Source organism: Allosaccharopolyspora coralli, from assembly GCF_009664835.1.
Classification (GTDB): domain Bacteria; phylum Actinomycetota; class Actinomycetes; order Mycobacteriales; family Pseudonocardiaceae; genus Allosaccharopolyspora; species Allosaccharopolyspora coralli.
In genome coordinates this window covers 3,232,034-3,258,169 of record NZ_CP045929.1, presented here as the reverse complement: position 1 = coordinate 3,258,169, position 26,136 = coordinate 3,232,034, and the positions used below count along the sequence as shown (strand labels likewise).

The window sequence follows — 26,136 nt, the reverse complement described above, 5'->3', positions numbered from 1 at the left end:
AGCAGACTCCGCCCGGCAGCACCGAGTCGATGGTGCCCCGGCCGCGCGACGAGATGCGCACCTGGAGCGGAAGCGGACTGCTCGACGGTCAGCGATGCCTGGTCACCGGCGGCGATTCCGGGATCGGGCGTGCCGTCGCGGCCGTGTTCGCCAAGGAAGGCGCGGACGTCGCCATCGTCTACCTCGACGACATGGAGGACGACGACGCGCTGCATACCGCCCAGCTCGTGCGCGAGGCGGGCCACCGGTGTGAGCTGATCAAGGGTGATCTCGCCTCCGAGGAGTTCTGCGAACACGCCGTCTCGTCCGCCGTGGAGGCGCTCGGCGGGATCGACGTTCTGGTCAACCATGCGGGGACCCAAGCCGTCGAGTCCGAGCTCGCCGCGCTGAGCACCGACCAGTTCGATCGCACCTTCAAGGTCAACGTCTACAGCACGTTCTGGATGACCCGAGCCGCGGTGCGGCACATGAGCGACGGCGGATCGGTGGTCAACACCGGATCGGTGAACGGGTTACGCGGAAACAAGTCCATGATGGACTACGCCGCGAGCAAGAGTGCCGTGCACACGCTGACGAAGTCGTTCGCGCAGTCGTTGGTCGACGACGGCATCCGCGTCAACTGCGTGGCGCCTGGTCCGGTCTGGACTCCGCTGATCCCATCGACGTTGCCCGAGGAGAAGGTCGAGGGTTTCGGCTCGCAGGCACCGATGGGCCGGATGGCCCACCCGGACGAGATCGCACCGTCGTACCTGTTTCTGGCCTCCTCGACGACGGGGAGTTACTACAGCGGGGAAGTGCTCTCGCCGGTCGGCGGCGAGACCCATCCCGGTTGAGCAGGAGGGAGCCGCTCATGCGGCGCGGCAGAACGGCGACCGTCGCCTGGAGCACGTTCCGAGGCGTCACCGCGGCGTTGGCCATGAGCGGCATGCGCACGTTGACCACTCAATTCGGTCTCGTGCGACAGACTCCTCCCGAGGTGATGGTGCACAGCAACGCCCCCGGCTTGCTGGCCCGGGTGCCCGAAGAACGCCGAGGCGCGGTGGTCGAGATCGCCCACTGCGGCTACGGAGCGATGGGCGGCGCCGTCTATGCCTGCCTGCCGGAGTCGGTGCGACGGCACACGTGGGCGGGGCCGCTCTACGGTATGGCGCTGTGGTTCGGGTTCGAAGCGCTCATCAACCCGGTGCTCGGTGTCCGGGACACCCCGAAGCGGAACTGGCCGGGCAAGGTCGCCGTGGCCGCCGATCATGTGCTCTACGGCGTCATCCTCGCCGAGCCCCGCAAGATCCCTGACCTCCGTCCTCCGTCGCGGTAGCACCCGAACTCCCGGCCGTCTACCCCCGATCTCACATCTGTGGACAACCCCGCCCCCTGTGGACAGCGGGGTGGCAAATTCGCGCGAATTTGCCACCTGGAGGGCGGGGGTCAGGTCTCGCGAGCTTCGTCGTAGGACGTGGCCGTGGGGGTGCAGCCGGGTAGGGGTCTGCGTGCGGACTCGCGGGTGACCCAGGACGCCACCAGCCCGGCGATCCCGGCGGCGATCAGCACGAACGCGGGCGCCGTCACGCTCCCCGTTCCTGCCACCAGGGCTTCCGCCGGGCGCCGTTTTCCGACGTGGAGCGTGGGGTAGCCCGGACCGGACGCGCAGGCGATACGCGATGTCGGGAGGACAATCATGGTGCGCATCGGCTACTTCCTCGCCACCGAAGAATTCGGCCCGGACGAACTCGTGCGTCAAGCGCGGCGTGCCGAACAGGCCGGATTCCAGGCTCTGTGGATCTCCGACCATTTTCATCCGTGGTTGGACGAGCAAGGCAACAGCCCCTTCGTGTGGTCCGTGATCGGTGCCCTCTCGCAAGCGACGTCACTGCCGATCGCGACCGCGGTGACGTGTCCGATGATCCGCATCCATCCGGCGATAGTTGCCCAGGCCGCGGCAACGGCGGGGGTCCAGACGGGAGGCAAGTTCGTGCTCGGTCTCGGTACCGGTGAAGCTCTCAACGAGCACGTTCTGGGCGACAGATGGCCCGCGCCTCCCGTGCGGCAGGAGATGCTCGAAGAAGCGATCGACGTCATCCGCACACTGCACCGTGGTGGGTACGTCCACCATCACGGAACGCAGTACACGGTCGAGAACGCGCGCCTCTACACACTCCCGGAGGAGCCCGTGCCGATCTACGTCTCCGCGTTCGGCCCGAAGGCGGCCCGGCTGGCCGGCCGCATCGGGGAGGGACTCTGTCTCCCGAAGCCGGACGCCGACTTGGTGTCGGCGTTCCAGGAAGCCGGTGGAAAGGGCAGGACGGTGCAGGCCGGGATGAAAGTCTGTTGGGCCGACAGTGAACAGGCCGGTGTCGAGCAGGCACGGACGTGGGCGAACGAGACGTTGCCCGGCCCGCTGGCGGTGAATCTGCCGACACCGAAGGATTTCCGTCAAGCCGTCGGCTTGGTCGGCGACGACGCCGTGCGCGAGAGCTTCGCGTGTGGACCCGATGTCGAGCGCCATGTGAGAGAAGTGCAGACGTTCGACGAGGCGGGCGTGGACGAACTCTACGTCCAGCAGATCGGACCGGAGCAGGAGAAGTTCTTCGAAGCCTGGCAGCAGAACGTGCTCCCGCATTTCCATGGTTGAGTTCGCACGTCACTCCGGTGGCGTGAAGCGCTTGTCCCACGCGCCGATGCTGAGTTCGTGCTCGAGTTCGTCCGGCGCGTCGGGGGCGCGGAACACGGGTGGGAGGAGCTGGCCCGGATGCTGCCCGTGGGCGATGTCGTGGACGTAGCGCCCGACGTCCGCGGGTGCGGGCAGAATGCGTCCGCCCAGGTACGACAGGCACACGGTTTCGCCCGCCTCGCTGGTGCGGATTCGCGACGCCCACCCGTTGACCTCGTCCCAGGTCAGTACCCAGTCCAGCTCCGGAAACGTCGGCTCCTCCGTGCCGAGGACGACCAGCACGGTCGCAGGCGTCTCCGTGACGTCGCAGTCGATGGTGCGTATTCCGCTGGAGATCGTGCGGCAGGAAACGTCGGCGTAGTGCTGGAGCGCGCGGGCTGCCACGCTCGTCGGATCGCGGTTCATGACGTGTACCTCGTTCCGGGCATCGGGTGCTCCGTTCGGGAGTACCCGGTGGAGCGGATTCGAACCGCGTTGTCGCGCGAGTTGCTGGGTACTCCGAGGGTGTTCGTGATTCGTTCGGTGACGAGGAGGTCCCCACGTGACTACTCGCTACGAGTCGTTCCTCGACGGAATCAGGCACCGCGCGGACCTCGCGGAAACCGGGGACGTGCGTGCGAGCACGATCCACGTCCTCGAGGTGCTCAGCAGCAGGCTCGACGGGGTGGACCGCTCTCAGATGGCGGTCGCGCTTCCCCCGGAAGTACGCGACGCGGTCCACTGGGACGCCCCGCACGAACCCGGTGCACGCCAGGACGACTTGGTGGGAGAGATCGCCCGGCGTGCTTCCTGCGAGCCAGAGCACGCACGCGCTCTCACCCGGGCAGTGCTCGCCGAGATGGCGCTGGCCGCTCCCGCTGTGGTCGATACGCTGCGCCACGGTCTTCCCGCAGAGGTGACGCCGTTGTTCGACCGGCCGGGCACGGTACCCGAGCAGACGTCGACGGAACCGGGCGCGGAAGGCGGCGCACGCCCACTGGGCGAGGACGAGCTGCGGCGGGCGTTGACACAGCTGGAGAACTGGGCCGGAACCACCGAGCGGCTCACTCGTGAAGCAACCCTGCCGACGGACAGGCACCAGCCGGTGCTCACACGGGTGCGAGCGGCGGAGATCGAACTGTCCCACCGCGCCGAGGTCACGGAGAACGACGACATCCTGGTGTTCAGCCTCACCACGCGGTCCGTGGGCGGCGTCTCCGAGCTCGACCTCCAACTCGCACGCCGGATCGACGAGGCCGTCCTTGAGGTCGCGACCCCGACCTGAATTCCGATGTGGACGGTTCAGGAACCGTCGGACCACGTTTCCGGGGTGAGGACGTGCAGTGCGTTGCGTGCCACCGAGAACTCTCGCGGAGTGCTGGCGACGACCTCGCCGTCGACGTTGATCGACAGTGCCGTGGGCGTGTGCACGTGAACCGCGCGGGTGCGGAAGTGACTGATCTGGGCCGTGTCGGTCGTGCTGCCGCGGCGGAGTTCGCGTGCGACGGCGAGGAGATCACGCGGGCCGCCTTGCCGGATGACCGAGACGTCGAGTGTGCTGTCGTCGATCCCGGCGTCCTGTCCGGCGATCTGCCCGCCGCCGAAGTAGCGGCCGTTGGCGACGCCGACTTGCAACAGCCCCGGGAACGTCTGGTCTTCGTGGTCCCCGTCGGGGAAGCTCAGTGTGGCTGTGAACGGCCGGTGGCGGGACAGGGCTTTCGCGGTCGCCACCGGGTAGGCCAACGGTCCCACGCGGCGCTTGAGGAACGGCGACATCGCTTCGGAGACGCGGGCGCCGAGCCCGATCGACGCGCGGTTGACGTAGTAGTTGTTCCCGCACAACCCGAGATCGATGTCGACGATGTGACTCTCGGCGATGGTGCGGCACGCGGCGTCGAGGTCGGTCGGAATGTGCATGGTGCGGGCGAAGTCGTTGGCCGTGCCGAGCGGCAGCAGACCGAGCGGCACCTCCCGGTGGGCGAGTTCGTCGACGACGGAACTGACACTGCCGTCGCCGCCACCGAGGACGATGAGGTCGTGGCCGCCGTCGACGGCGCCGGCCACGGTCTCCGGCAGCCGGGAGGCGTCGTGGAGCCGGTGTACGGCGCCCAGAGGTACGTCGAGCTCGCGCAGACGCTGTTCGGCGTGGTCGCAGGCGCGGGCACCCGTGCGTGAGTGCACGTTGACTATGAGTGCGGCCTTCGTGGCCGCGCGTGTGATCCGGATGGCTCCTCCTCGGCAGGGCGCAACACTGCCAGGCAAACGGTAGTCGGTCCTGGTGGTCGTCCTCGCAGCGGCATGCGTCGGTCCTGGTCAGGATCGTCGTGACCCGATACGCCAGGGGAGCAGGAACCACAGGCTCAGGAACGACAGACCGATGCAGGTCGCGATGATCGGAGCGAGCCAGCCGAAGCCGATCACCACGACTGTGACGAGCAAGACGGTCGAGGTCATCGCAGCGGCGAGCAGAGCCAGCCCACCGAGGGCGCAGGAGTTCGCGGCCCGGATGATCTCCGCCCGTCGGCGTTTGCGGAACAACATCCGGTGCCAAGCGGCCGGTGCGATCAACAACGTCGCCGACGTACAGGTCAGCAGCACCGTGACAATGTGGAGCGTGTGGACAAAGGTGCCGGCTCGGGCGAATCGGTCGGTGAACGCCACGGTGAGCAGGAAGGCGAAGAGGATCTGCACACCGGCCTGGGCTACCCGCAGCTCCTGCAGCAGCTCGCTGAGATTGCGGGTGAGCTTCGTGTGATGTGTTTCCTCCGGTCCCGTCACGACTCCTCCCCGGTCGGCTTCCGGATCTCAGCCTGGATCCGACGACATCATCGCGCACGACGAGTACGGAGTCAGCTGGTGCACACGCGCTTCATCAACATGGTTTGCGCACTGCGAACGCCGGGAATGCCGAGAGGACGCAGTTTTCCGGTGGGTGGTGGTCGACGATGGGCACGACCGAGTCCTGGTCGGTGCAAGAGCTGCCGCAACCGTGCGACGAGTGGGCTGATCTCGTGCGCGCGGCTTCGGCCGCCGGCCGGTGGGCTGCGCGGGAGTTGGCTCGGCGCTGTCCCTCACGTTATCTGGACCGTGGCGGCGAGGTCGCCGTTCGCGTGGAACCGGTGGATTCGCCGGTCGCCGCGTGGATGGAGGTGGACGGTCTCGGCGGCAGGAGCTCGGACGGATCCGGGGTGGTGATTCCGATCCGGGTGACCGCCGACGATCTGCGTCCGGCGGAGGAGGCGGCGAGCAAGGCCGAATCGTTGCTCGTGAGGTACGCCTACGCCGCCGCCTACTGCAGCGTGCTCGCCGAACAGGCCGGGGTCGCCGCCGATATCCGGTTCACCTCGCATGAACGTTCGGCTCGGCCGCCGGAGCAACGGATGCCGGTGACCAGCGACGCCCCGGCTGCCCCCCCCGGGAGGCCGTCTTCGCCGGCGCGATCCGAGCACCTCGTGGCCGAGCCGGATCTATGACCGAGATTCGGCTCGAAGCTGCTACAGAAGGGTGCGAGTGGGTGGTCGGGTGGTGTGACCTGACGTCGACGATCGCTCAGCCAGGCGCGAGGTGAGGTTCCGCTACGCAATTGCTCGGCCTCGTCTTCTCGGCCAGATGCCCAGATCGACCCGCGCGTGCTCGTCACCCGAGGCAGAGGTCATTTCTGTGGTGACGGCCGCGCCGAGTGTGCCACCGTGGCGACCGCGAGCACGGCACGGAGGAGGAACCGGGTGGGCACGGACTGGCAGGAACTACTCGGACGGACCGGTCAGATCGCCGCACAGTACGTGACCGCTGATGAGCAACGGCCCGTTGCGCACCGGATCGGCATGACGGAACTGCTGGACGCCCTCGGCGGTCCGCTACCCCATGAGGGCAGTGATCCGCTGGCGGTGATCGAGGATCTGGCGCAGGCAGCCGAGCCCGGACTGGTGCGCACCAACGCGGGGCGCTACTTCGGATTCGTCGAAGGCGGTGTGCTGCCCGCCTCGCTCGCCGCGGACTGGCTCGCCTCCGCGTGGGACCAGAACGCGGCGTACTTCGCGCTGTCTCCTGCCGCGGCGGCCACCGAAGAGGTGTGCCGAGGCTGGTTGAGTGACCTGTTGGGGCTACCGGACACCGTGTCCGCGGGGTTCACGACCGGCGCGCAGACGGCCAACGTCATCGGTCTCGCCGCGGCCCGGCACCGGGTGCTCGCCGACGCCGGCTGGGACGTCGACGCGGAGGGGTTGTTCGGCGCACCACGGCTGTCGGTGCTCGTGGGCGCCGAACGGCACGCGACGATCGATCGGGCCCTGCGGTTCCTCGGACTCGGCAGCAACAGCATCGTCGAGATCCCGGCCGACGAGCACGGGCGGATACGGACGGAGCATCTGGCGGACGCGCTTGCCGCCCGCACGACCGAGCCGGTGATCGTGTGCGCGCAGGTCGGCAACGTGAACACCGGCGCGTGCGACCCGATGCAAGTGATCTGCGATCTCGCACACCGCTACGGCGCGTGGGTGCACGTCGACGGCGCGTTCGGGCTGTGGGCCGGGGCGTCGGCGAGTACCCGGCACCTCGTCGACGGCGTCGCGGCGGCGGACTCGTGGGCCACCGACGCGCACAAGTGGCTCAATGTCCCCTATGACAGCGGGATCGCGTTCTGCGCGCACCCGGAATCGCATCGGGCCGCGATGACGTTGTCCGCGTCCTATCTCGCCAGGACGGGAGACCGGGACGGGGCCGACTGGACGCCGGAGAGTTCGCGTCGAGCACGGGCGTTCGCGGTGTGGGCCGCGTTGCGGTCGCTCGGCCGTTCCGGGGTGGCCGACATGGTCGACACGTCGTGTGCGCAAGCACGTCGGATCGCGCGCACTCTGGCTGCCGACGAGGACGTCGAGATCCTCAACGACGTCGTGCTCAATCAGGTTCTGGCCCGTGTCGGCGGCGACGACGACCGCACTCGTGGTGTCGCCGCTGCGGTGCAGGCCGAGGGGAGCACGTGGTTGGGCACGACCGTGCGCAACGGTGTCACCGCGCTGCGCATCAGCGTTTCCGATCACGCCACGAACGACGAGGACGTCCGGGTCGTGACCGACGCCGTCCTCCGTGCGGTCCACAGTGCTCACTGAGCGGACGGCTTCTCCCACACCGAGACGTGGCTCCCGCTGGCTGCGGTGAACGGTTCCCGATTCCAACCGCCCCATCGTTGGCACAGCCTCAACCCGGCGAGCCGAGCCATCAAGTCCAGTTCGGAGGGCCACACGAAACGGAACGGGATCGAGCGCACGGTCAGCTCACCGTTCACCGTGCGGTAGTGGTGGGAGACGAGTCGCTGTGTTGCGAGTTCGTACTCGTCGAACCCCAACCGGTCCGGGCTCACCGAGAACGGCCGGACGGTCTCGCCGAACGGGAGCCGCTGCAGGTCGGGAACGCCGACCTCGACGACGAACCGACCACCCGGCTCCAGGTGCGCCGCGACCGTGCGGAAACACGACACCTGCTCGTCCTGCGAGGTCAGGTTCATGATCGTGTTGAACACGAGATAGACGAGTGAGAACGTGCGCGGCACCGTCGCGTGGGCGAAATCGCCCTCGGTCAGTGAGATCCGGTCGGCTTTCGGTTTGGCCCGCAACCGGGCCAGCATCGCCGAGGAGAGGTCGATGCCGTGGACCGGCACGCCGCGCTCGCTGAGCGGGAGCGCGATACGTCCGGTGCCGACCCCCAGCTCGAGCGCACCGTTGTCGGCCAGCGGAGCGAGAAACTCCACGGTCGTCTCGACGACAGCGGGATCGAACATCTCCTGCTCGAATCCGTCGTAGAGTTCCGCGACCCCTTCACCGAAATAGTCCTCGGGCATGGACCCACTGTCGCACCGGGATTCCGTGCCCACCACCGGATTTCGACGTTCGTGGTCACGTCAAGGCGTCGCGCAGCGCGCGGGCGAAGCCGTCCGGGTCGCCGTGCATCCCGAACTCACCGCCGAGGAAGCCGGCGTGGTGGCCCGGGAAGAGCACCAGGTCGGTGCCGAGCCGTTCGGCGACCCCTGCCGCGCCCCGATGCGCCAACTCGCCTTCGGACTCCCGCCCGGCTGCAACGACGATCCGCGTCGAGGCCGTGCTGAGCGCGTCGTAATCGTGTCGGTACGCGCTGCATGTCCGGATGTTCTGCCCGAGCAGAGGATCGCCACGCGCGCCGTCGTCCTCGGTGGGCAAACCGTACTGGGCAGGGTCGGGAGCGGGCTCGTCCGCGTAGTCGACGGGCAACGGACCGGTGCGGCTCGTGAGCGCGATGAACTTGGCCATCGCCGGACCCGAACCGCTGCGGTGGTACGTCTCGTAGATGTCGTCGGCCGTGGCGATCACCTGATCGCGATCGGGCAGGACCGCGGCCACCGGTGGCTCGTGGGCCACGAACGTGCGGACCTGTCCGGGGTGCCGGGCGACGAGGACGAGTCCGTTGACGGCACCGCCGCTACTGCCGAACAGATCGACCGGACCGACGCCGAGTGCGTCGAGCACTCGGTGCAGATCGTCGGCGTGCTGCTCCGGGGTGCACTCGGTGGTGGTGTCGGTGCGCTCGCTGCGCCCGCTTCCGCGAGGGTCGTAGGTCACGACGGGGCCGTCGGTGAAGTACGACGCGAGCGTGCCGAACCCCGAGGCGTCCATCGGCGACCCGACCAGCATCAACACCGGTCCGGCGGCGAGGTCGCCCCGGACGTCGTAGTGCAGTGTGGCGCCCGGGACGGCGAGCGTGTGGGTAGTGGGCTCGGACATGGCTGCCTCCGGCGTGCGTGGGATGTCTGCACCGGTATCGACCCAGCGAGTAAGCCGAACTCATCGGGGGTGCTGAAAGGAGGCGCGCGGGGTCGCTGCGTGAGTCTTTTTGGTGGCTATAGCCACTGAAAAGACTCACGCAGCCCGGCAGGGCACTGGAGCCCCGACGCCTCGGCTTCCCGCCGGAGAGGTCAGTGGTTGTCGGAGGCGACGAGGGAGCGGACGTACTCCGGGCGGCCGCAGTCCGCGTCCAGTTTCACCTGCCGAGCACGGGAGAAGGCGTCGCCGAGTTCCTCCCGTTGTGCGTCGCCCACGGTGTCGCGGGCGTCGTTGAGAATCGTGCGTTCTTCCTCGTCGAGGTGGTGCGTGATGGACTCGCTGAGCTCTTCGAGCTTGCCGTCCCAGTCCTCGGTCCCGGGCTCGCCCGCTTCCCACAGCGCGAGCAGCGCCCGGTGGCCCTCGGCGTGCTCTTCAGCGCCGTGTTCGACCTCCTCGTCGTCGACCTGCGCCTTCCGCCGCAGAACCGGGTACACCTCGGCTTCCTCGGCCTCGGCGTGGGCGACGAGCAACGCCGACAGATCGGCCAGCGCCTGCCTGCGGTCGCCTTCGGAGCTGCGCAGCTCGCGGAAGAGATCCTCGAACCGACGGTGGTCGGCGAGAATCAGCTCCACGACGTCTCGGGAGCCGATTCGATCTGCGGACATGGTTCGACGTTCCTCCTGTGTTCCGACGGCTGCCGCGTTCGATCGACGATCGCAGTCGCCGCCCACGCGGGCAACTCCACCGGCGACACTCGAGCGGCGGTCCGAGTGTGCCTGAAGAGTCGCTCCGAATCGGACGCCAGAACGTTGTGGGCCGGATTGCGCCAGTGTTTGACCGTCGGGCGCATGGTTGGACGCCAGAACTACGTGACGTCGACGCCGGTGCTCGCGAGCGGCGAGCTGAGAACCCGCGGGCGGCCGGTCTGCGGAGGCCGACGGGAAAGCTGCCTGCCCACACGCTCAAGCCGCGCAATTCCTCAACGACTGCGCGGCGCCGCGTCCCGCAGCGCGGGAAGCAGCTCGCGTTCGGCGAACTCGAAAAAGCCGTCCTGATGGTCGTCGCCGCCGATCTGGACGAACGCGAGGTCGGTGAACCCGGCTTCCCAGAAAACCCTGGCCGAGGACACGACGGCGTCGACGTCCGGGCCGCACGGGATGTTGTCGGCGACGTCGTCCTCCCGCACGAACCGCGTCGCGGCGTGGAAGTTCGGCGGCGCGGGCAGCTCCGCGTTGACCTTCCAGCCGCCGGCGAACCACCGGAACTGCTGCCACGCACGGTGCACCGCCTCGTCCCGGTCGAGCCCCCACGCGACCGGCAGCTGGCCGATCTTGCGGTTGCCGCTGCTGGTCGTGCTGTCCCACAACCGGCACAGCTCGGCGTCCGGCTCGACGGCGATCATCCCGTCGGCCACCGGGGCGAACTGTTCGACCGACTGCGCCCCCGAGATGGCGACCGCGATCGGGACCGGGCTGTCGGGCACGTCCCAGAGTTTGGCCGAGTCCACGGTGAAGTGCTCGCCCCGGTAGGACAGGTAGTCGCCGTCGAACAGTTCGGTGATGATCTCGATCGCTTCGCCGAGCATCGCGTGCCGGGTGTTCACGCCCGGCCACCCTCGTCCCACGACGTGCTCGTTGAGATTCTCGCCCGCTCCGATTCCGAGGGTGAACCGTCCGCCCGAGAGCAGGGCCACGGTCGCCGCCTTCTGGGCGACGACGGCCGGGTGGTAACGCATGATCGGCGCCGTCACGTACGTCATGAGCTCGGTGCGTTCCGTGGCCTGGCAGATCGCCCCGAGCACGGACCACGCGTACGGGGCGTGGGCCTGCGTGTTCAGCCAGGGCGAGAAGTGGTCGCTGATCACCTGGAAGTCGAAGCCCGCGCGTTCGGCGAGGGGTGCGTGGCGGACGAGAGCCCGTGGGCCGGACTGCTCGGTCATCAGGGTGTACCCGAAACGGACCATGGACCACTCCCGTCAGGCGCCCGCGGACCCCGTCCGAGGTCCACTGTGGAACCGCCGTTCGAGGGTCGACGGTACGCCGACCGTGCTCGTCCCGCAGGTCGCTGCCGCTGGGAAAGGGAACGTCGACCCGCGAACGGGGGAAGCGCCGAGACCCGTTTCGTGATGTTGTGCGTGCAGGGACGAGACGCGGATCGTGGAAGGTGGAACCTGCCGGGAGGTCGGGATGAGCGAACAGGCCCGGGTGCGGAGTGCGTACCCGTGCACGGTGGGGGTGGTGCGTGAGACGCGGCCCGGGGAACGGCGGGTGGCGCTCGTACCCACGGTCGTCGAGAAACTCACCGGCCGCCACGTGCGGGTGGTCGTCGAGCCAGGGGCAGGGATCGCGGCACTCATCCCGGACGAGCATTACACCGCGTCCGGTGCCTCGATCGGAGACGCCTGGTCCGCGGACGTCGTCGTGAAGGTGGCGCCGCCGACCGCGCGCGAGGTCGCCTCGTTGAACCCCGGAACGACGCTGATCGGCTTTCTGAACCCGCGTGGCGACCCCGAGGCCGTCGCGGGGCTGTCGACAGCGGAGGTCACCGCGTTCGCGGTGGAGGAGATCCCCCGCATCTCCCGCGCGCAGTCGATGGACGCGCTGTCGTCGCAGGCGAACGTCGCCGGGTACAAGGCAGTGCTACTCGCGGCATGGGAGTGCACCCGGTTCTTCCCGATGCTGACCACGGCGGCGGGGACGGTGAAGCCGGCGACGGTACTCGTGCTCGGCGCTGGTGTCGCGGGTTTGCAGGCCCTCGCCACGGCGAAACGGCTCGGCGGCAGGCCGACCGGGTACGACGTCCGGCCGGAGGTCGCCGAGCAGGTGCGATCCGTGGGCGCGCGGTGGCTCGACCTCGGGGTCGAGGCCGTCGGGGAGGGCGGCTACGCCCGGGAGCTCACCGAGGACGAGCGTGCCCGGCAACAGACGGAGCTGGAACGTGCGATCGGCACCTTCGACGTCGTGATCACCACCGCGCTCGTGCCCGGCCGGACCGCGCCGACGCTGGTGACCGAGGACGCGGTGCGCGGGATGAAGCCGGGCTCGGTGGTCGTCGACCTGGCGGGCGAGACCGGAGGCAACTGCGCGCTCACGCAACCGGGGCAGACCGTCGTCCGGCACGACGTGACGATCAGCTCGCCGCTGAACCTGCCCGCGACGATGCCCGAACACGCCAGCGAGCTGTACGCGCGCAACGTGGCGGCGCTGCTGGAACTGATGCTCGACGAGCAGGGCCGGTGGGCGCCCGACTTCGACGACGAGGTGGTGGCCGCGGCATGCGTGACGCGCTCCGGTTCGGCCACGACGGGGGAGGTGCGCTAGATGTACGCCGAGCTGCTGGCGAACCTGGCGATCCTGGCGCTGGCCGGGTTCGTCGGGTTCGCGGTGATTTCGAAGGTGCCCAACACCCTGCACACGCCGCTGATGTCGGGGACGAACGCCATCCACGGCATCGTCGTGCTCGGCGCGCTGGTGGTGCTGGGTGAGCTGCCCGCCTCGGCTCCGTGGGGGATCAAGGCGATCCTGCTGGTGGCGTTGATCTTCGGGACGCTGAACGTCGTCGGTGGTTTCGTCGTCACCGACCGGATGCTCGGCATGTTCAAGTCGAAGCCCGCGCGCAGCACCGACGACGAGGGGGCCGAGCGCTGATGGACGCACTGGTGAGCGTGCTCTACATCGTCGCGTTCGGGATGGTCATCTACGGACTGATGGGGTTGACCGGGCCGCGCACCGCCGTGCGCGGCAACTACATCGCGGCGGCCGGAATGGGGCTGGCGGTCGTCGCGACACTCGTGTCGATCCGGGACACCGAGAACTGGGGGCTGATCATCGGCGGGCTGCTGGTCGGCGTGGTGCTCGGGGTGCCGCCCGCGTTGCGGACGCGGATGACGGCGATGCCGCAACTGGTGGCGATGTTCAACGGTGTCGGTGGTGGCACCGTGGCGCTGATCGCGTGGGCGGAGTTCCTCGACTCCGCCGGGTTCAGCGAGCTGGACGAGCAGCCGACCGCGCACATCGTCGCCGGTTCGCTGTTCGCGACGATCGTCGGTTCGGTGTCGTTCTGGGGCTCGCTGGTCGCGTTCCTGAAGTTGCAGGAGATCCTGCCCGGCAGACCCATCGGCCTCGGCGCACTCCAGCAACCGCTGAACCTGGTGCTGCTCGCGTGCGCGGTGGGCGGTTCGGTGGTGATCGCCGTCGGTTCCGGCAGCGGCGGCGCGTCGGCGTGGTGGATCGTCGGGGTGCTCGTGGTGGCCGCGATCCTGGGGGTGATGGTGGTGCTGCCGATCGGCGGCGCCGACATGCCGGTGGTGATCTCCCTGCTCAACGCCCTGACCGGATTGTCGGCGGCGGCTGCGGGTCTGGCTCTGGACAACACCGCGATGATCGTGGCGGGCATGATCGTCGGCGCGTCCGGTGCGATCCTCACCAACCTCATGGCGAAGGCGATGAACCGGTCGATCCCCGCGATCGTCGCGGGCGGTTTCGGTGGCGGTGCGGCGACCGGGCCGGTGCACGGTGGCTCGGTGACGGCGACCTCGGCCGCCGACGCGGCCATCCAGCTCGCGTACGCGAACCAGGTGATCGTCGTCCCGGGCTACGGCATGGCCGTGGCCCAGGCTCAGCACGCGGTCAACGACATGGGGCGTCTCCTGGAAGGGCGGGGCGTTCCCGTGCGGTACGCGATCCACCCGGTCGCAGGCCGGATGCCGGGTCACATGAACGTCCTGCTCGCCGAGGCCGAGGTCAGCTACGACGCACTCAAGGAAATGGACGAGATCAACGGGGAGTTCGCCCGCACCGACGTCGCGCTCGTGATCGGCGCCAACGACGTGACCAACCCCGACGCGCGCACCGACCCGAGCAGCCCGATCCACGGGATGCCCATCCTCGACGTCGACGAGGCCCGGTCGGTGATCGTCCTCAAACGATCGATGGGTTCCGGGTTCGCGGGTATCGACAACCCGTTGTTCACCGCCGTGCAGACCTCGATGCTCTTCGGCGACGCGAAGAGCTCGATCGACGAGATCACCGGGGAACTCAAGGCACTGTGAGAGGGCGTCCGGAAACTGGCAGTGGTGCTCGTAGGCTTCGCGTCTCGCGAGGCGGAGGCTCTCGCCGCGTGCGTGGTACTCACGAGGCCCCAACGCGGCGCGGCGCGAACTGGGGGTACTGGACCACCCACCCAAGTTCCCGGATGCGTCTCAGACGCTGAGCGCCGGTCAACGATAGGCGGGGGCCAGCAGTGCGGCGGTGTCGACCAGCCGTGGTGCGTGGGCGAGGAGCTGCTCACGAGGCACGTGGAACGTGATCGTGGAGACGCTGATGCCGCCCATGGCTCGGCCGGACCGGTCCAGCAACGGTGCGGCCAGGCACCGGATCGTCGACTCGTTCTCCTCGTCGTCGACGGCGTAGCCCCGCGAACGCACGTGCTCGAGTTCGTCGGCGAACGCGGCCGGGTCGGTGATCGTCCCGGCCGTGCGCCGGGGAAGTCCGGCCGCGACGACGGCTTCCACGTCCTCGGCGGCGGAGTGGGCAAGGACGGCTTTGCCGATCGCGGTGCAGTGCAGGTCGAGCTGCCCGCCGACGCGGGAGGCCATCTGGTACGGGCCTTCGCCGTCGATCTTGCGGACGTAGATCGCGCGGCGCCCGCTGCGTAGCGCGATGTGCACGGTGTTGTCCACTTCGGACTGGAACTGCTGCAGGATCGCGTCGGTGTCGGTCGGGCGGTCGGCCGTGAACACGGCGGAGAGCGCGTACGCACGCGGCCCCGGACCGTACGCGCCCGAACCGTCCGCGGTGACGTATCCGGCGGTGCCGAGTGTGCGCAGGAGGCGATGGACGGTGGGTTTGGCCAGGCCGGTCTCCTTGGCGAGGTGGCCGAGCGGGTGCGGGCCGCCGGGTCTGCCGACTGCCTCCAGCACCCGCAGCGTGCGCAGCGTGGCGTTCTCGGTCTCCGGTCCGCGCTCGGTGGCCATGGTTCCCCCGTGTTTGACGTCGCTGAGCCACCAGCTTAAGGTTCGCGTTCGTGAGAACGAAACAGCTTTCCACTTAACGGAACGCTGCGAGATGGTCAGCCGCGCGACGCCTCATCCACCGAGAACGCACGACCTCATCGAAGGACGGTCGGAATTGCCCCTCGTGCTGACCGCAGCAGCGATCGCGGTGCTCCTGCTGCTGATCATGAAGTTCAAGGTCCATGTCTTCATCGCCCTCGCGGTCGTGTCGTTCCTGCTGGCGCTGGCACTGGGCATGCCGCTGCCGGACATCGTCGGCGCGGTGGAAGACGGCCTCGGTGACACGCTCGCCTCCACCGGACTGATCTTCGGATTCGGCGCCATACTCGGCAAGCTGCTCGCCGACGCGGGCGGCGCCCAGCGCATCTCCACGAGTCTCGTGGACCGCTTCGGGCAACGGTGGGTCCAGTGGGCCGTCGTGGTCGCGTCCCTGATCCTGGGCGTCGCGCTGTTCTTCGAGGTCGGGATCGTGCTGCTGGTCCCCATCGTCTACCAGATGTCCAAGCAGGCGCAGGTGAACTTCCTGTACCTGGGACTGCCGATGGCCGCGGGACTGTCGGTGATGCACGGCTTCCTGCCGCCGCACCCCGGCCCGACGGTGATCGCCGAGCAGTACGGCGCCAACGTCGGCATGGTCCTGGTGTACGGGCTCGTCATCGCCCTGCCGACCGCTGTCATCGCCGGGCCGCTGTTCACTTACTACGCGCGCAAGTACGTGCCGTCCGCGTTCACCAAGACCGAGGTCGGCACCCTGGCCAAGCTCGGAGAGGGCCAGCAGTTCGACATCAAGGACACTCCGGGCTTCGCCTCGAGCGCGCTCACAGCGCTGTTCCCGGTGCTGCTCATGTTCGCCTCGTCGATCGTGGCGCTGTTGCAGGACGGCCTCGGCCTGCCGGAGAACACCTTCTTCCAGGCCGTCGAGGTGATCGGCGAGCCGACGACGGTGATGGTGCTCTCGGTGCTGGTGGCGATCTACACGATGGGGATCGCGCGCCGGATCCCGATGACGCGGGTGATGCAGTCCGCCGAGACCTCGGTCAAGGCGGTCGGGATGCTGCTGCTGGTGCTCGGCGTCAGCGGCTCGCTCAAGCAGGTGCTCATCGACGGTGGCGTCGGCGACTACGTCGCGACGCTGTTCGAGAACAGCAGCATCTCGCCGCTCGTGCTCGCCTGGCTGATCGCGGCGCTGCTGCGCCTCGCCCAGGGCTCGGCGACGGTCGCGGCTCTGACCACCGCCGGGCTCGTGATCCCGCTCATCGAGGGCAGCGACGCGAACCTGGCGCTGGTGACGTTGGCGACCGGGGCGGGCAGCATCATCGCCTCGCACGTCAACGACACCGGGTTCTGGATCGTGCGGGAATCCTTCGGGCTGACCGTGAAGGAGACGCTGGCGACCTGGACCGTGCTCGAAACGATCATCTCGGTGTGCGGGTTCGGGTTCGTCCTGCTGCTGAGTCTCGCGGTGTGAGGGAGCGGTCGACGACATGACGAACGAACTCGCCGCGGTGCTGCACGACGCACGCGACCTGCGGATCGAGGAGATCCCGCCGGAGCCGCTGCATGCGGGAGCGGTGCGCGTCACCGTCGCTGCCACCGGGTTGTGCGGCAGCGACCTGCACTACTACGCCGACGGCCGCAACGGTCCGAACGTGCTTCGGTCGCCGACGGTGCTCGGCCACGAGACCGCGGGTGTGGTCAGCGAGGTGGCGCCGGACGCGGATCCCGAACTGCTCGGAACCCTCGTGGCCGTCGAACCGGCGCGGCCGTGCAGGCGGTGTCCCACCTGTGTCTCCGGTCGCTACAACCTGTGTCCGTCGGGCCGGTGTTTCGGTTCGCCGCCGACTCACGGCACGGTCCGCGACACCGTGGTCGCCGACAGCGAGCTCGTGCACCGGGTTCCGCCCGGCATGGACGTGACCGAGGCCGCGCTCGTCGAGCCGCTGGCGGTGGTGTGCTGGGCGGCGCACCGCGCGGAGATCACCAGCGGTTCGCGAGTGCTGATCACCGGTGCCGGACCGATCGGGCAGCTGGCCGTCGCCGCCGCCCGCGCCGCGGGCGCCGCGCGCATCGTCCTCGGCGACGTCGCCCCGGACAGACTCGCCTCCGCGACGGGAGCCGGTGCCGACGAAGTCGTCGACCTGCGGGACGGCGATCCTGGCGTGGAGTTCACCCAACTGCTGGAGTGCTCGGGATCGCCGGAAGCACTCTCCACTGTGAACAGTCTGGTTCCCGGCGGGACGGCAGCACTCGTCGGGGTGCCCGCACCGCGACCCCCGGCGCCCGAGCTGCTCGTCACCGCGCAGCGGTGGGAGATCGACGTGCGCGGGTGCTTCCGGTACGGGCCGGGCGCCTTCGCCACGGCCGTGTCGCTGGTCGATCGCGGGCGGGTCGACCTGGCTCGGCTGCTGACCGCCCGATTCCCGCTGCACCGCGCCGACGAGGCCGTCCGCACCGCGCTCGACGACCGTCGCCACCTCAAAATCGCCGTCATGGCAAGGGAGAACGCATGAGGATCAGCTCCGCCGACGTCATCGTCACCGCACCGGGGCGCAACTACGTCACACTGAAGATCACCACCGAGGACGGGGTGACCGGGCTCGGGGACGCGACGCTCAACGGCCGCGAGATGGCCGTCGTGTCGTACCTGCGGGACCACGTGTGCCCGCTGCTGATCGGGCGGGACGCCGGGCGGATCAACGACATCTGGCAGTACCTGTACCGGGGCGCGTACTGGAGGCGCGGCCCGGTCACCATGACCGCGATCGCCGCCGTCGACTGCGCGCTGTGGGACATCCTCGGCAAGGAGACCGGCAAGCCGGTGTACCAGTTGCTCGGCGGGGCGGCGCGCGACGGCGTGATGATCTACGGCCACGCCAGCGGAGGAAACATCGACGAGCTGCTCGAGGACGTGCAGCGCTACCGTGACGCCGGATACCGGGCGATCCGGGTTCAGGCGGCGGTGCCGGGCCTGGACAGTACTTACGGCCTGCACCATCCGGGCTCGGGCCGGACCTACGAGCCCGCCGACGCCGCGATGCCGACCGACAACGTCTGGGACACGCCCGCTTATCTCGACTTCGCGCCCACCATGATGGCGGCGGTGCGCGAACGGTTCGGCTACGACTTTCACCTGCTGCACGACGTGCACCACCGGCTCTCACCGCTCGAAGCCGCCCAGCTGGGCAAATCGCTTGAGCCGTACCGGATGTTCTGGATCGAGGACCCGACCCCGGCGGAGGACCAGACCGCGTTCCGCACGATCCGGCAGCACACCACCACGCCGATCGCGGTCGGCGAGGTGTTCAACACCATCTGGGACTGCCAGCACCTCATCACCGAGCGTCTCATCGACTACATCCGCACGTCGGTGTCCCACACGGGAGGAATCACCCACCTGCGCAAGGTGTTCGACCTCGCGTCCCTGTACGGAGTCCGCAGCGGTTCGCACGGAGCGGGGGACCTCTCCCCGGTGTCCTTCGCTTCCGCGTTGCATCTCGACATGACGGTGCCGAACTTCGGAATCCAGGAGTACATGGGACACCTGGACCCTGCGAGCGAGGTGTTCCGCACCAACTACGAGTTCCGGGACGGCTACATGCATCCCGGTGACGCTCCCGGGCTCGGCATCGAGATCGACGAGGAAGCGGCGGCGAAGTACCCGTACTCGCCGAAGTACCTGCCGGTGAACCGGCTGCGGGACGGAGCGATGCATGACTGGTGAGGGCAGCGCCACGCCGACGCGCCTCCTGGCGATCGGTGAATGCATGATCGAACTCACGCACATCGACGAGCACGTGCTCCGTCTCGGCTGCGCCGGGGACACGTTCAACACGGCCGCCTACCTGAGCCGATGCAGCAGTCCTGACCGGGTCGCGGTCGACTACATGACGGCCGTGGGTGACGACTACTACAGCGACAGAGTTCTGGCGGCGATCGCTTCGGAAGGCATCGGTACCGACGGAATCCGGCGAGTGCCGGGCCGCAGTCCCGGTCTGTACCTCGTCCGGACCGACGCGGCGGGGGAGCGCAGTTTCACCTATTACCGCTCGCAGGCACCGGCTCGGGAGCTCTTCGCCGACGCCGCGCCCGATCTCGGCGGGTACGACGTCGTCTACATCTCGGCCATCAGCTTGCAGATCCTCGATTCGGCGGCGCGGGACCGACTGTGGACGGCGCTCGACGCGTTCCGTTCGAACGGTGGCGCGATCGTCTTCGACAGCAACTACCGGTCCACCGGATGGCCCGACGTCGACACCGCGCGGCACGCCGTGCGAACGTCGTGGGAACTGGCGACCATCGGCCTTCCGACGTTCGCCGACGAGCAAGCCCTCTTCGGCGACGAAAGTCCGGAAAGGACGGTGGCGCGTCTCGCGGGCCTGGGTGTCTCCGAGATCGTGGTCAAGAACGGAGCGTCCGGCTGCACGGTCGCGCAGGGGGCGGCGTCGCACACGCTTCCCGCTGTCGAGGTGGAGCGTGTCGTGGACTCCACGGCTGCCGGGGACGCGTTCAACGCCGGGTACCTCGCGGCACGGTTGGCCGGTGGCGACCCCGTCGAGTCGGCGAAACAGGCCCAGGGGCTGGCGGCCACGGTCATCCAGCACCCGGGCGCCATCGTCGACCGGTCCGTCGTGCCGGGCTGAGAGCTCCTGTCAGACGGTGTTGCTTGGTGGGTCGGGTGGCGGAACCTCAGCGCCTTCCTCGCGAGGAGGGCGCTGAGAACCCGCCGTGCTCGTGCTGTGTCGTGGTGATCGCTCAGCGGCTCCGCCGCTGACGTGACGACGACAGCTCGATCCGTGCCTGAGGCTGTTCCCGTCCCGACGATCACCTGCCACGATGGGGTTCATGTCGGCGTCGCACGAAGACAGGATTCGCGAACAGTTCCGGCTGCAGGCCGCCACGTTCAGCGACGAGGGTTTCGCCGTCCGAGGGCTGGAGTGGATCGTCGAACTCCTCGGCCCGAATCCGGACGAGCAGGTTCTGGACGTCGCTGCCGGTGCCGCGCATCTCGGGCGGGCCCTGGCGCCGCACGTGGCGCACGTCAGCGCTGTCGACATCACCCCGGAGATGCTGGAGCAAGGCCGAAGCCTCGCTCACGGCGCCGGGTTGGGCAACGTGGTCTTCGCGATCGGTGACGCGACCGCGTTGCCGTGGCTCGACGACCAGTTCGACCTCGTCGCCTGCCGCCTGACCCTGCATCAGGTGGACGACCCGGAACGGGTACTGCGCGAGATGGTGCGGGTGACCAGACCCGGCGGGCGTGTCGCTGTCACCGACATGATCGTCGACGACGATCCGGCGGTGGCCGCCGAGGCGAACCGGCTCGAACGCCTTCGCGACCCAAGCCATCACCGCACGCTCGGCCACGCCGAGACGCTCGCGATGGTCCGGGACGCGGGTGCCGATGTGCGCGCGACCGAAACCAGGAACAACCCCGTCGAGATCGAGGACTGGATGGCGCGAACCGACACGCCCTCCGACGTTCGGGATCAGATTCGGGAACGGTTCCGTCAGGAACTCGCGGGCGGGGCGCCGACGGGACTCCGGCCGCAGGAGGACGGGACGTTCACGCACGTGTGGGCCACGACCGTCGCTACACCGCGCTGATCAGTCACCGTCGTCCGGGGTCCAGCTCAACAACCGGACCCTGCTCACGGTTTGCAGGTGGCGGCGCATCGCGGTCGCCGCGCCGCGCGCATTGCCCGATCGAATGGCCTCCGCGATGCGCTCGTGCTGGGCGAGCGACTTGCGTGGGCGCCGGGGCTGGCGCAGTGACTCCTGCCTGCTCTCGGCGATCTCGTCGGCGATGGTGCGCATGAACTCGCCCAGCAGCGTGCTGTGCGCGGCGGCGGTGACGGCCTCGTGGAACCGGCGGTCGCCGTCGGCGCCCAGTGCGTCCTCGTCGATCTCGGCACGCATCGCCTCGATCGCCGCGTCGATCTCGGCGAGGTCGTCCTCGGTGCGTCGCTCGGCGGCGAGCTCGGCGAGTTTGGTCTCCAAGCCCTCGCGCGCGTCGAGCACGTCGGGCAGGCGCCGCTTGCGCTCCACGAGCTCGTCGACGGGTTCGACCTCGCGGGTGCTTCGGCGAAGGTAGGTCCCGCCGCCGTGGCGTACCTCGACGATGCCCTGCACCTCCAGGACGACGATGGCCTGTTTGATCGAGGCACGACTGACGCCGAGACGTTCCGCCAGCTCGCGTTCGGCGGGGAGCTTGGCGCCGACGTCGAGTTCGGAGTCCGCGATGTGTTCACGGAGCCGGCCGACGACCTGCTCGTAGAGGCGAGGCCGGGCCAGGGGGCGCAGCGAGTCGGACACCGTACCTCCGTGAACTGGGGCGATCGTGCACCGGTCAGACTACCCGCGGCGGCGAAAGCGGCTCATCCACTGTGCCGTTCGTACAGAGGCGTGAGTCTTTTTGGTTGCTATAACCACCAAAAAGACTCACGCCTCTGTGTCTTGACTCGGCGCCTGCTGTGGTCGAAAGTGGTTCAGCCAGTTGGCCACTGTCCCACGGGGGCGGTGCGACGAGCCGAGGAGGCAACGGTGTCGCCTGAGCTGATTTCGATCCTCGCGTTGGTCGCGTGTTTCGTCGTCGCGACCACGGTGTCGGTGAACATGGGACTGCTGGCGTTCGCTGCGGCGTTCCTCGTCGGCACCCTGGCAGGCGGGATGTCCGAGGACGACATCTTCGCCGGATTCCCGGGAGACCTGTTCGTCGTTCTCGTCGGTGTCACGTACCTGTTCGCCATCGCCCGTGCCAACGGGACGACCGATTGGCTGGTGCACTGGGCAGTACGGCTGGTCGGAGGCCGGTTGGCGGTGATCCCGTGGGTGATGTTCGGCGTCGGCGCCGTGCTCACCGCGATCGGCGCCGTCAGTCCTGCCGCGTGCGCGATCGTCGCCCCCATCGCGTTGAGCCTGGCGGCGCGGCACGGCATCAACCCGCTGCTGATGGGCGCGATGGTCGTGCACGGCACGCAGGCGGGCAGCTTCTCACCGATCAGCATCTACGGCACGATCGTCAACGGAGTCGTCAGCGAGAACGACTTGCCGGGCGACCCGATCGTGTTGTTCCTCGGCAGTCTCGTGGTGAACATCCTGCTCGCGGCCGTGGTGTTCGTGCTTTTCGGAGGCCTGCGGCTGATGCGCAGCGGCACGAGTACCGCCGTCGCAGAGCACGCGACCGTCGGCGCACCGAGCTCGACGACAGGCGGCGGCTCCGACAACGCCGCTTCGGACAACGCCGTTTCCGCCGACGACACTGCCACCGACGACACACCCGACGGCGCGCAGCGGCTCGACCGGGACCGCGTTCTGACGCTGCTCGGGCTCGCCTCACTCGTCGTGAGCACCCTGGTGTTCGGACTCGACGTGGGGCTGACGGCAGTCACGGTGGCGGTGATCCTCACGCTGATCTCGCCTGGCGTCGCCGCGAACGCTCCCAAGGAGGTCGCGTGGCCGACCGTCCTGCTCATCTGCGGTGTGCTGACCTACATCGGTGTCCTGCAGGAGATGGGCACCATCGACTACGCGGGCGGAGCCGTCGCCGGTGTCGGGCTCCCGCTGCTGGCGGCCCTGCTGCTGTGCTACATCGGCGGAGTGGTCTCCGCGTTCGCTTCGTCCACGGCGTTGATGGGTGCGCTGATTCCGCTGGCGGTGCCGTTCCTCAACGAGGGCAGCATCGGGGCGGTCGGCATGGTCACGGCTTTGGCGGTGGCGGCCACCGTGGTCGACGTGAGTCCGTTCTCGACGAACGGCGCGATCGTGGTGGCCAACGTCAAGGGTGTCGATCGGGACGTGTTCTTCCGCCGGCTCATGGCGTACGGGGCGGCGGTGGTGGCGGTCGGGCCCACGGTGGCGTGGGCCGTGTTCGTCCTCCCCGGAGTGGTGTGAGGACAGGAAGGTTCGGTGCATGAACGTGCAGTCGCTGCTTCCGAAGCTGCGTGATCCCGACGAGCGCGAGGCGATCCGCTTCGACGACCGCTCGCTGAGCTACCGGGACCTGGCGGGTGCGGCGGCCACGGTCGCCGAGCGGGTCGCGGGCACGCACCGGGTCGCGGTCTGGGCGACGTCGAGTCCGCAGACGTGTGTGGCGGTGGCCGGTGCGGTGATGGCCGGGGTGCCGATCGTGCCGATCAACCCGAAGGCGGGGGAGCGGGAGCTGAGCCACATCGTCGCCGACAGCGAGCCCGCACTCGTCATGGTGGAACCGGGTCTCGCGCTGCCGGAGGCGCTCGCGGAGGTTCCGGCGCACGAAGTCTCGCTGGAGCCGGGTACGGGCGAGTTCCCTGCCGAGCCCGACGGCGAGACGCCTGCCTTGATCGTCTACACCTCGGGGACGACGGGCGCGCCGAAGGGCGTGGTGCTGCCACGTCGTGCGATCGGCAGCAACCTGGACGCTGTCGCGGATGCATGGGAGTGGACCGGAGAGGACGTCCTGGTCCACGCGCTGCCGCTGTTCCACGTGCACGGGCTGATCTTGGGGACGCTCGGGCCGCTGCGTCTCGGCGGAACCATGCGCCATCTCGGCAAGTTCTCGTCCGAGCGCGTCGCGGAGGAACTCGCCGGCCCGGCGACCATGCTCTTCGGGGTGCCGACAATGTACCGGCGTCTCGCCGACGACGCCGAACGCGATCCGGCGATCGCGCGCGCACTCGGGCACGCCCGGCTGCTCGTGTCCGGATCCGCCGCGCTGCCCGCGGTCGAACACCAGAGGATCGAGCGGTTGACCGGTCAGCAGGTCGTCGAGCGATACGGCATGAGCGAGACGATCATGAACTGCGGCGTGCGCGCCTCGGGCGACCGCAGGCCCGGCTACGTGGGACGTCCGTTCGACGGTGTCGAGTTGCGGCTCGTCGACGACCACGGCGACGTGATCGAGGTCAGGGACGACGACACCGTGGGCGAGATCCAGGTCCGTGGCCGGAACCTGTTCACCGGCTACCTCAATCGGCCGGACGCCACCGACGAGGCGTTCGTCAACGGCTGGTTCCGCACGGGCGACGTCGCCACCCGCAGCGCGGACGGCTACGTCCGCATCGTCGGGCGCCGGGCCACCGACATCATCAAAAGCGGCGGTTACAAGATCGGCGCGGGCGAGATCGAAAACGCGCTGCTGGAGCATCCGGGCGTTGCCGAAGTCGCGGTCACCGGCGAACCGAGCGAGGATCTGGGGGAGCGGATCGTGGCGTGGGTCGTGGCGGAGTCCACGATACAGCCGAGCGAACAGGAACTGGTCGACCACGTCGCGAAGCTGCTCACCCCGCACAAGCGTCCGCGCGTGGTCCGGTTCGTGGACTCACTTCCCCGCAACGACATGGGCAAGGTGATGAAGAAGGTGCTGCGTGGATGAGCCCGGGAGCGCTCGCGAGCTGATCGACACGCTCTGCTCGCGATTCGACGAGTTCCGGTTTCCCGAGGTCTCGGACGGAACCGACGGTCCTCTCGGCTGGCCCGGTTACGACGAACGCCGGACACAGGCACGGGAAAAGACCGGGGAGTCCGAGTCCGTCGTCTGCGGCGTCGGCACGGTCGGCGAGCACCGCGCGGTGCTCATCGTCTCCGAGTTCGGGTTCCTGGGCGGATCGATCGGTGCGGACACCGGCGCCCGGATCGTCGGTTCGTTCGAGCGCGCCCGCACGCTGCGAGTCCCGGTGGTGTCGTTGGTCGCCTCCGGCGGGAGCCGGTTGCAGGAGGGGATCTGCGCGCTGCGGCAGCTCCAGGAGATCACCCGCGCGGCCGTGCTCGCGCGTCGCGACGGGATTCCGCACGTCGCCGTGGCCCGTCACCCCACGACAGGCGGCATGTGGGCGTCTCTGACAGCGGGCGCCGACCTCGTACTGGCTTCGCCGGAAGCGACGATCTCCTTCGGTGGCAGCCGGGTGCGCGATCCCGGCGAGACCGGACTCGCGTTCACCGCGGAAGGCACGTTCGAGGCAGGGCAGGTGGACAGGGTGGTCCCGCGGAGCGAACTTCCCACGGTACTCACGTCGCTGGTGCACCTGCTGTGCCTGACGCTGGCGACACAGCCCGCCCCGGCTGAGGTTCCCGAAGCACCGAGAACCCGGGAACTCCCGGACTCCGGTGGAGCGGCCACCCAGCGTGCGCGGGCAGCGGATCTCCCGCGCGCGAGCGCCTACCTCGACCGGTACCTGCAGAATCGGTTCGAGTTGTCCGGGGACCGCTCCGGTGCCATCGACCCGGGGATGCTCTGCGGGATCGGTGAGCGAGACGGGCGAGCGATCGCGTTCGCCGCGCAGACGGGGACCGCGACCACCCCGGCCGGTTTCCGTACGGCGACACGACTCGTCGGGCTCGCCGAACGGCTCGCCATCCCGGTGCTCACGCTCGTCGACACCCCCGGCGCGGCCAACGACGCAGCGGCCGAACGAGCCGGGATCGGCCCGGCGATCGCGGGACTGTTCGCCGCCGTGGCCGAAGCGACCGTGCCGATCACGACGCTGGTCGTCGGCGAAGGCGGTTCCGGCGGCGCGCTCGCGCTCGCCGCACCGGAACGGACGTGGATCACAGTGGACGGATACTTCGCGGTGATCGCACCGGAGGCCGCGACGGCGATCCTCAAGCGCGATCCGTCCGAAGTGGACGAGATCGCGAATCGCCTGCGACTGCGCCCGCAGGACCTGCTCGAGCTCGGTTTCGTTCGAGGAATCGTGGGCACGCCCTGACGC

Annotated in this window: 27 protein-coding genes; 17 read left to right on the top strand and 10 right to left on the bottom strand. The window is 69.0% G+C overall.

From position 1 onward, the window contains the following. The first annotated feature begins 29 nt into the window (after positions 1–29). Complete coding sequence (locus GIY23_RS15260; RefSeq protein ID WP_154078880.1) at positions 30–833, top strand: SDR family oxidoreductase; 804 nt, start codon at positions 30–32, stop codon at positions 831–833. A gap of 17 nt (positions 834–850) precedes the next feature. Next, the gene (locus tag GIY23_RS15255) at positions 851–1,315 is read left to right on the top strand and encodes a hypothetical protein (protein WP_154077273.1); all 465 of its coding nucleotides are present in this window, start codon (positions 851–853) and stop codon (positions 1,313–1,315) included. 110 nt (positions 1,316–1,425) lie between these two features. Here the strand turns inward: GIY23_RS15255 and GIY23_RS15250 are convergent, their stop codons facing one another. Then, positions 1,426–1,686, bottom strand: coding sequence for a hypothetical protein (locus tag GIY23_RS15250; protein WP_154077272.1), 261 nt, complete (start codon positions 1,684–1,686; stop codon positions 1,426–1,428). Here GIY23_RS15250 and GIY23_RS15245 point away from each other — a divergent pair. Then, the gene (locus GIY23_RS15245) at positions 1,676–2,629 is read left to right on the top strand and encodes a TIGR03557 family F420-dependent LLM class oxidoreductase (RefSeq protein WP_154077271.1); all 954 of its coding nucleotides are present in this window, start codon (positions 1,676–1,678) and stop codon (positions 2,627–2,629) included. The genes GIY23_RS15250 and GIY23_RS15245 overlap by 11 nt on opposite strands. A 9-nt stretch (positions 2,630–2,638) precedes the next feature. On the opposite strand, the gene GIY23_RS15240 is transcribed toward GIY23_RS15245, so the two are convergent. Further along, positions 2,639–3,073, bottom strand: coding sequence for a DUF6292 family protein (locus tag GIY23_RS15240; RefSeq protein ID WP_154077270.1), 435 nt, complete (start codon positions 3,071–3,073; stop codon positions 2,639–2,641). Positions 3,074–3,209: 136 nt separating this feature from the next. Here GIY23_RS15240 and GIY23_RS15235 point away from each other — a divergent pair, with 136 nt between their 5' ends. After that, positions 3,210–3,932, top strand: a complete 723-nt coding sequence (locus GIY23_RS15235; protein WP_154077269.1) for a DUF2267 domain-containing protein — start codon at positions 3,210–3,212, stop codon at positions 3,930–3,932. 17 nt (positions 3,933–3,949) lie between these two features. On the opposite strand, the gene GIY23_RS15230 is transcribed toward GIY23_RS15235, so the two are convergent. After that, the gene (locus GIY23_RS15230; RefSeq protein ID WP_228717310.1) at positions 3,950–4,909 is read right to left on the bottom strand and encodes a lipid kinase; all 960 of its coding nucleotides are present in this window, start codon (positions 4,907–4,909) and stop codon (positions 3,950–3,952) included. 51 nt (positions 4,910–4,960) lie between these two features. Further along, the gene (locus GIY23_RS15225; RefSeq protein ID WP_154077268.1) at positions 4,961–5,425 is read right to left on the bottom strand and encodes a DUF6328 family protein; all 465 of its coding nucleotides are present in this window, start codon (positions 5,423–5,425) and stop codon (positions 4,961–4,963) included. 167 nt (positions 5,426–5,592) lie between these two features. Between GIY23_RS15225 and GIY23_RS15220 the strand changes: the two genes are divergently transcribed. Both GIY23_RS15220 and GIY23_RS15215 read left to right on the top strand, forming a co-directional pair. Then, the gene (locus tag GIY23_RS15220) at positions 5,593–6,120 is read left to right on the top strand and encodes a hypothetical protein (RefSeq protein WP_154077267.1); all 528 of its coding nucleotides are present in this window, start codon (positions 5,593–5,595) and stop codon (positions 6,118–6,120) included. Between the two features lie 252 nt (positions 6,121–6,372). Then, positions 6,373–7,755 (top strand): pyridoxal phosphate-dependent decarboxylase family protein, encoded by a 1,383-nt coding sequence (locus tag GIY23_RS15215; RefSeq protein WP_222850172.1) that lies wholly within the window; start codon positions 6,373–6,375, stop codon positions 7,753–7,755. Here the strand turns inward: GIY23_RS15215 and GIY23_RS15210 are convergent. From GIY23_RS15210 to GIY23_RS15195, 4 genes are all read right to left on the bottom strand, one after another. After that, complete coding sequence (locus GIY23_RS15210; RefSeq protein ID WP_154077266.1) at positions 7,749–8,483, bottom strand: class I SAM-dependent DNA methyltransferase; 735 nt, start codon at positions 8,481–8,483, stop codon at positions 7,749–7,751. The genes GIY23_RS15215 and GIY23_RS15210 overlap by 7 nt on opposite strands. Before the next feature lie 55 nt (positions 8,484–8,538). Beyond that, the gene (locus GIY23_RS15205; RefSeq protein WP_154077265.1) at positions 8,539–9,399 is read right to left on the bottom strand and encodes an alpha/beta fold hydrolase; all 861 of its coding nucleotides are present in this window, start codon (positions 9,397–9,399) and stop codon (positions 8,539–8,541) included. A 191-nt stretch (positions 9,400–9,590) separates the two neighbouring features. After that, entirely contained in the window at positions 9,591–10,103 is a 513-nt protein-coding gene (locus GIY23_RS15200) for a hemerythrin domain-containing protein (protein WP_154077264.1), read from the bottom strand. Between the two features lie 314 nt (positions 10,104–10,417). Continuing rightward, complete coding sequence (locus GIY23_RS15195) at positions 10,418–11,401, bottom strand: TIGR03557 family F420-dependent LLM class oxidoreductase (protein WP_154077263.1); 984 nt, start codon at positions 11,399–11,401, stop codon at positions 10,418–10,420. Between the two features lie 223 nt (positions 11,402–11,624). Between GIY23_RS15195 and GIY23_RS15190 the strand changes: the two genes are divergently transcribed. The 3 genes from GIY23_RS15190 to GIY23_RS15180 are packed head-to-tail and all read left to right on the top strand — an operon-like array spanning position 11,625 to position 14,488. Further along, positions 11,625–12,758 carry a Re/Si-specific NAD(P)(+) transhydrogenase subunit alpha gene (locus GIY23_RS15190; RefSeq protein ID WP_154077262.1) on the top strand — a complete coding sequence of 378 codons (1,134 nt, stop codon included), beginning with the start codon at positions 11,625–11,627 and terminating at the stop codon, positions 12,756–12,758. Continuing rightward, positions 12,759–13,085: an NAD(P) transhydrogenase subunit alpha gene (locus tag GIY23_RS15185; RefSeq protein ID WP_154077261.1), complete on the top strand. Its 327-nt coding sequence runs from the start codon at positions 12,759–12,761 to the stop codon at positions 13,083–13,085. Next, entirely contained in the window at positions 13,085–14,488 is a 1,404-nt protein-coding gene (locus tag GIY23_RS15180; protein WP_154077260.1) for an NAD(P)(+) transhydrogenase (Re/Si-specific) subunit beta, read from the top strand. The genes GIY23_RS15185 and GIY23_RS15180 overlap by 1 nt, the downstream gene beginning before the upstream one ends. 168 nt (positions 14,489–14,656) lie before the next feature. On the opposite strand, the gene GIY23_RS15175 is transcribed toward GIY23_RS15180, so the two are convergent. Further along, a complete protein-coding gene (locus tag GIY23_RS15175; protein WP_154077259.1) occupies positions 14,657–15,412 on the bottom strand; it encodes an IclR family transcriptional regulator in 756 nt (251 codons plus the stop codon). A gap of 163 nt (positions 15,413–15,575) precedes the next feature. Between GIY23_RS15175 and GIY23_RS15170 the strand changes: the two genes are divergently transcribed. From GIY23_RS15170 to GIY23_RS15150, 5 genes are all read left to right on the top strand, one after another. Beyond that, positions 15,576–16,919, top strand: coding sequence for a gluconate:H+ symporter (locus tag GIY23_RS15170; protein ID WP_323845117.1), 1,344 nt, complete (start codon positions 15,576–15,578; stop codon positions 16,917–16,919). A 16-nt stretch (positions 16,920–16,935) separates the two neighbouring features. After that, positions 16,936–17,961, top strand: a complete 1,026-nt coding sequence (locus GIY23_RS15165) for an alcohol dehydrogenase catalytic domain-containing protein (protein ID WP_154077257.1) — start codon at positions 16,936–16,938, stop codon at positions 17,959–17,961. Beyond that, the gene (manD, locus tag GIY23_RS15160; protein WP_154077256.1) at positions 17,958–19,172 is read left to right on the top strand and encodes a D-mannonate dehydratase ManD; all 1,215 of its coding nucleotides are present in this window, start codon (positions 17,958–17,960) and stop codon (positions 19,170–19,172) included. The genes GIY23_RS15165 and manD overlap by 4 nt, the downstream gene beginning before the upstream one ends. Next, entirely contained in the window at positions 19,162–20,091 is a 930-nt protein-coding gene (locus GIY23_RS15155) for a sugar kinase (protein ID WP_154077255.1), read from the top strand. Before manD ends, GIY23_RS15155 begins: the two co-directional genes overlap by 11 nt. A gap of 202 nt (positions 20,092–20,293) precedes the next feature. Further along, positions 20,294–21,055, top strand: a complete 762-nt coding sequence (locus GIY23_RS15150; protein WP_187351897.1) for a class I SAM-dependent methyltransferase — start codon at positions 20,294–20,296, stop codon at positions 21,053–21,055. Here GIY23_RS15150 and GIY23_RS15145 read toward each other — a convergent pair whose 3' ends face one another. Then, on the bottom strand, positions 21,056–21,763 hold the full coding sequence (locus GIY23_RS15145; protein WP_154077253.1) for a FadR/GntR family transcriptional regulator: 708 nt from the start codon (positions 21,761–21,763) through the stop codon (positions 21,056–21,058). Positions 21,764–21,991: 228 nt separating this feature from the next. Between GIY23_RS15145 and GIY23_RS15140 the strand changes: the two genes are divergently transcribed. The 3 genes from GIY23_RS15140 to GIY23_RS15130 are packed head-to-tail and all read left to right on the top strand — an operon-like array spanning position 21,992 to position 26,133. Continuing rightward, positions 21,992–23,341 carry an SLC13 family permease gene (locus GIY23_RS15140; protein ID WP_154077252.1) on the top strand — a complete coding sequence of 450 codons (1,350 nt, stop codon included), beginning with the start codon at positions 21,992–21,994 and terminating at the stop codon, positions 23,339–23,341. Between the two features lie 19 nt (positions 23,342–23,360). Beyond that, positions 23,361–24,800, top strand: a complete 1,440-nt coding sequence (locus GIY23_RS15135; RefSeq protein ID WP_154077251.1) for an acyl-CoA synthetase — start codon at positions 23,361–23,363, stop codon at positions 24,798–24,800. Continuing rightward, on the top strand, positions 24,793–26,133 hold the full coding sequence (locus GIY23_RS15130; protein WP_154077250.1) for a carboxyl transferase domain-containing protein: 1,341 nt from the start codon (positions 24,793–24,795) through the stop codon (positions 26,131–26,133). Before GIY23_RS15135 ends, GIY23_RS15130 begins: the two co-directional genes overlap by 8 nt. Positions 26,134–26,136 lie beyond the last annotated feature (3 nt).

What these genes read in the sequence shown, in the direction of transcription:
- GIY23_RS15260 (WP_154078880.1), top strand. Translation starts at nt 30, where the DNA reads ATGGTGCCCCGGCCGCGCGACGAGATGCGCACCTGGAGCGGAAGCGGA.
- GIY23_RS15255 (WP_154077273.1), top strand. Translation starts at nt 851, where the DNA reads ATGCGGCGCGGCAGAACGGCGACCGTCGCCTGGAGCACGTTCCGAGGC.
- GIY23_RS15245 (WP_154077271.1), top strand. Translation starts at nt 1,676, where the DNA reads ATGGTGCGCATCGGCTACTTCCTCGCCACCGAAGAATTCGGCCCGGAC.
- GIY23_RS15250 (WP_154077272.1), bottom strand. Translation starts at nt 1,686, where the DNA reads ATGCGCACCATGATTGTCCTCCCGACATCGCGTATCGCCTGCGCGTCC.
- GIY23_RS15240 (WP_154077270.1), bottom strand. Translation starts at nt 3,073, where the DNA reads ATGAACCGCGATCCGACGAGCGTGGCAGCCCGCGCGCTCCAGCACTAC.
- GIY23_RS15220 (WP_154077267.1), top strand. Translation starts at nt 5,593, where the DNA reads ATGGGCACGACCGAGTCCTGGTCGGTGCAAGAGCTGCCGCAACCGTGC.
- GIY23_RS15210 (WP_154077266.1), bottom strand. Translation starts at nt 8,483, where the DNA reads ATGCCCGAGGACTATTTCGGTGAAGGGGTCGCGGAACTCTACGACGGA.
- GIY23_RS15205 (WP_154077265.1), bottom strand. Translation starts at nt 9,399, where the DNA reads ATGTCCGAGCCCACTACCCACACGCTCGCCGTCCCGGGCGCCACACTG.
- GIY23_RS15200 (WP_154077264.1), bottom strand. Translation starts at nt 10,103, where the DNA reads ATGTCCGCAGATCGAATCGGCTCCCGAGACGTCGTGGAGCTGATTCTC.
- GIY23_RS15195 (WP_154077263.1), bottom strand. Translation starts at nt 11,401, where the DNA reads ATGGTCCGTTTCGGGTACACCCTGATGACCGAGCAGTCCGGCCCACGG.
- GIY23_RS15190 (WP_154077262.1), top strand. Translation starts at nt 11,625, where the DNA reads ATGAGCGAACAGGCCCGGGTGCGGAGTGCGTACCCGTGCACGGTGGGG.
- GIY23_RS15185 (WP_154077261.1), top strand. Translation starts at nt 12,759, where the DNA reads ATGTACGCCGAGCTGCTGGCGAACCTGGCGATCCTGGCGCTGGCCGGG.
- GIY23_RS15180 (WP_154077260.1), top strand. Translation starts at nt 13,085, where the DNA reads ATGGACGCACTGGTGAGCGTGCTCTACATCGTCGCGTTCGGGATGGTC.
- GIY23_RS15175 (WP_154077259.1), bottom strand. Translation starts at nt 15,412, where the DNA reads ATGGCCACCGAGCGCGGACCGGAGACCGAGAACGCCACGCTGCGCACG.
- GIY23_RS15165 (WP_154077257.1), top strand. Translation starts at nt 16,936, where the DNA reads ATGACGAACGAACTCGCCGCGGTGCTGCACGACGCACGCGACCTGCGG.
- manD (WP_154077256.1), top strand. Translation starts at nt 17,958, where the DNA reads ATGAGGATCAGCTCCGCCGACGTCATCGTCACCGCACCGGGGCGCAAC.
- GIY23_RS15155 (WP_154077255.1), top strand. Translation starts at nt 19,162, where the DNA reads ATGACTGGTGAGGGCAGCGCCACGCCGACGCGCCTCCTGGCGATCGGT.
- GIY23_RS15150 (WP_187351897.1), top strand. Translation starts at nt 20,294, where the DNA reads ATGTCGGCGTCGCACGAAGACAGGATTCGCGAACAGTTCCGGCTGCAG.
- GIY23_RS15135 (WP_154077251.1), top strand. Translation starts at nt 23,361, where the DNA reads ATGAACGTGCAGTCGCTGCTTCCGAAGCTGCGTGATCCCGACGAGCGC.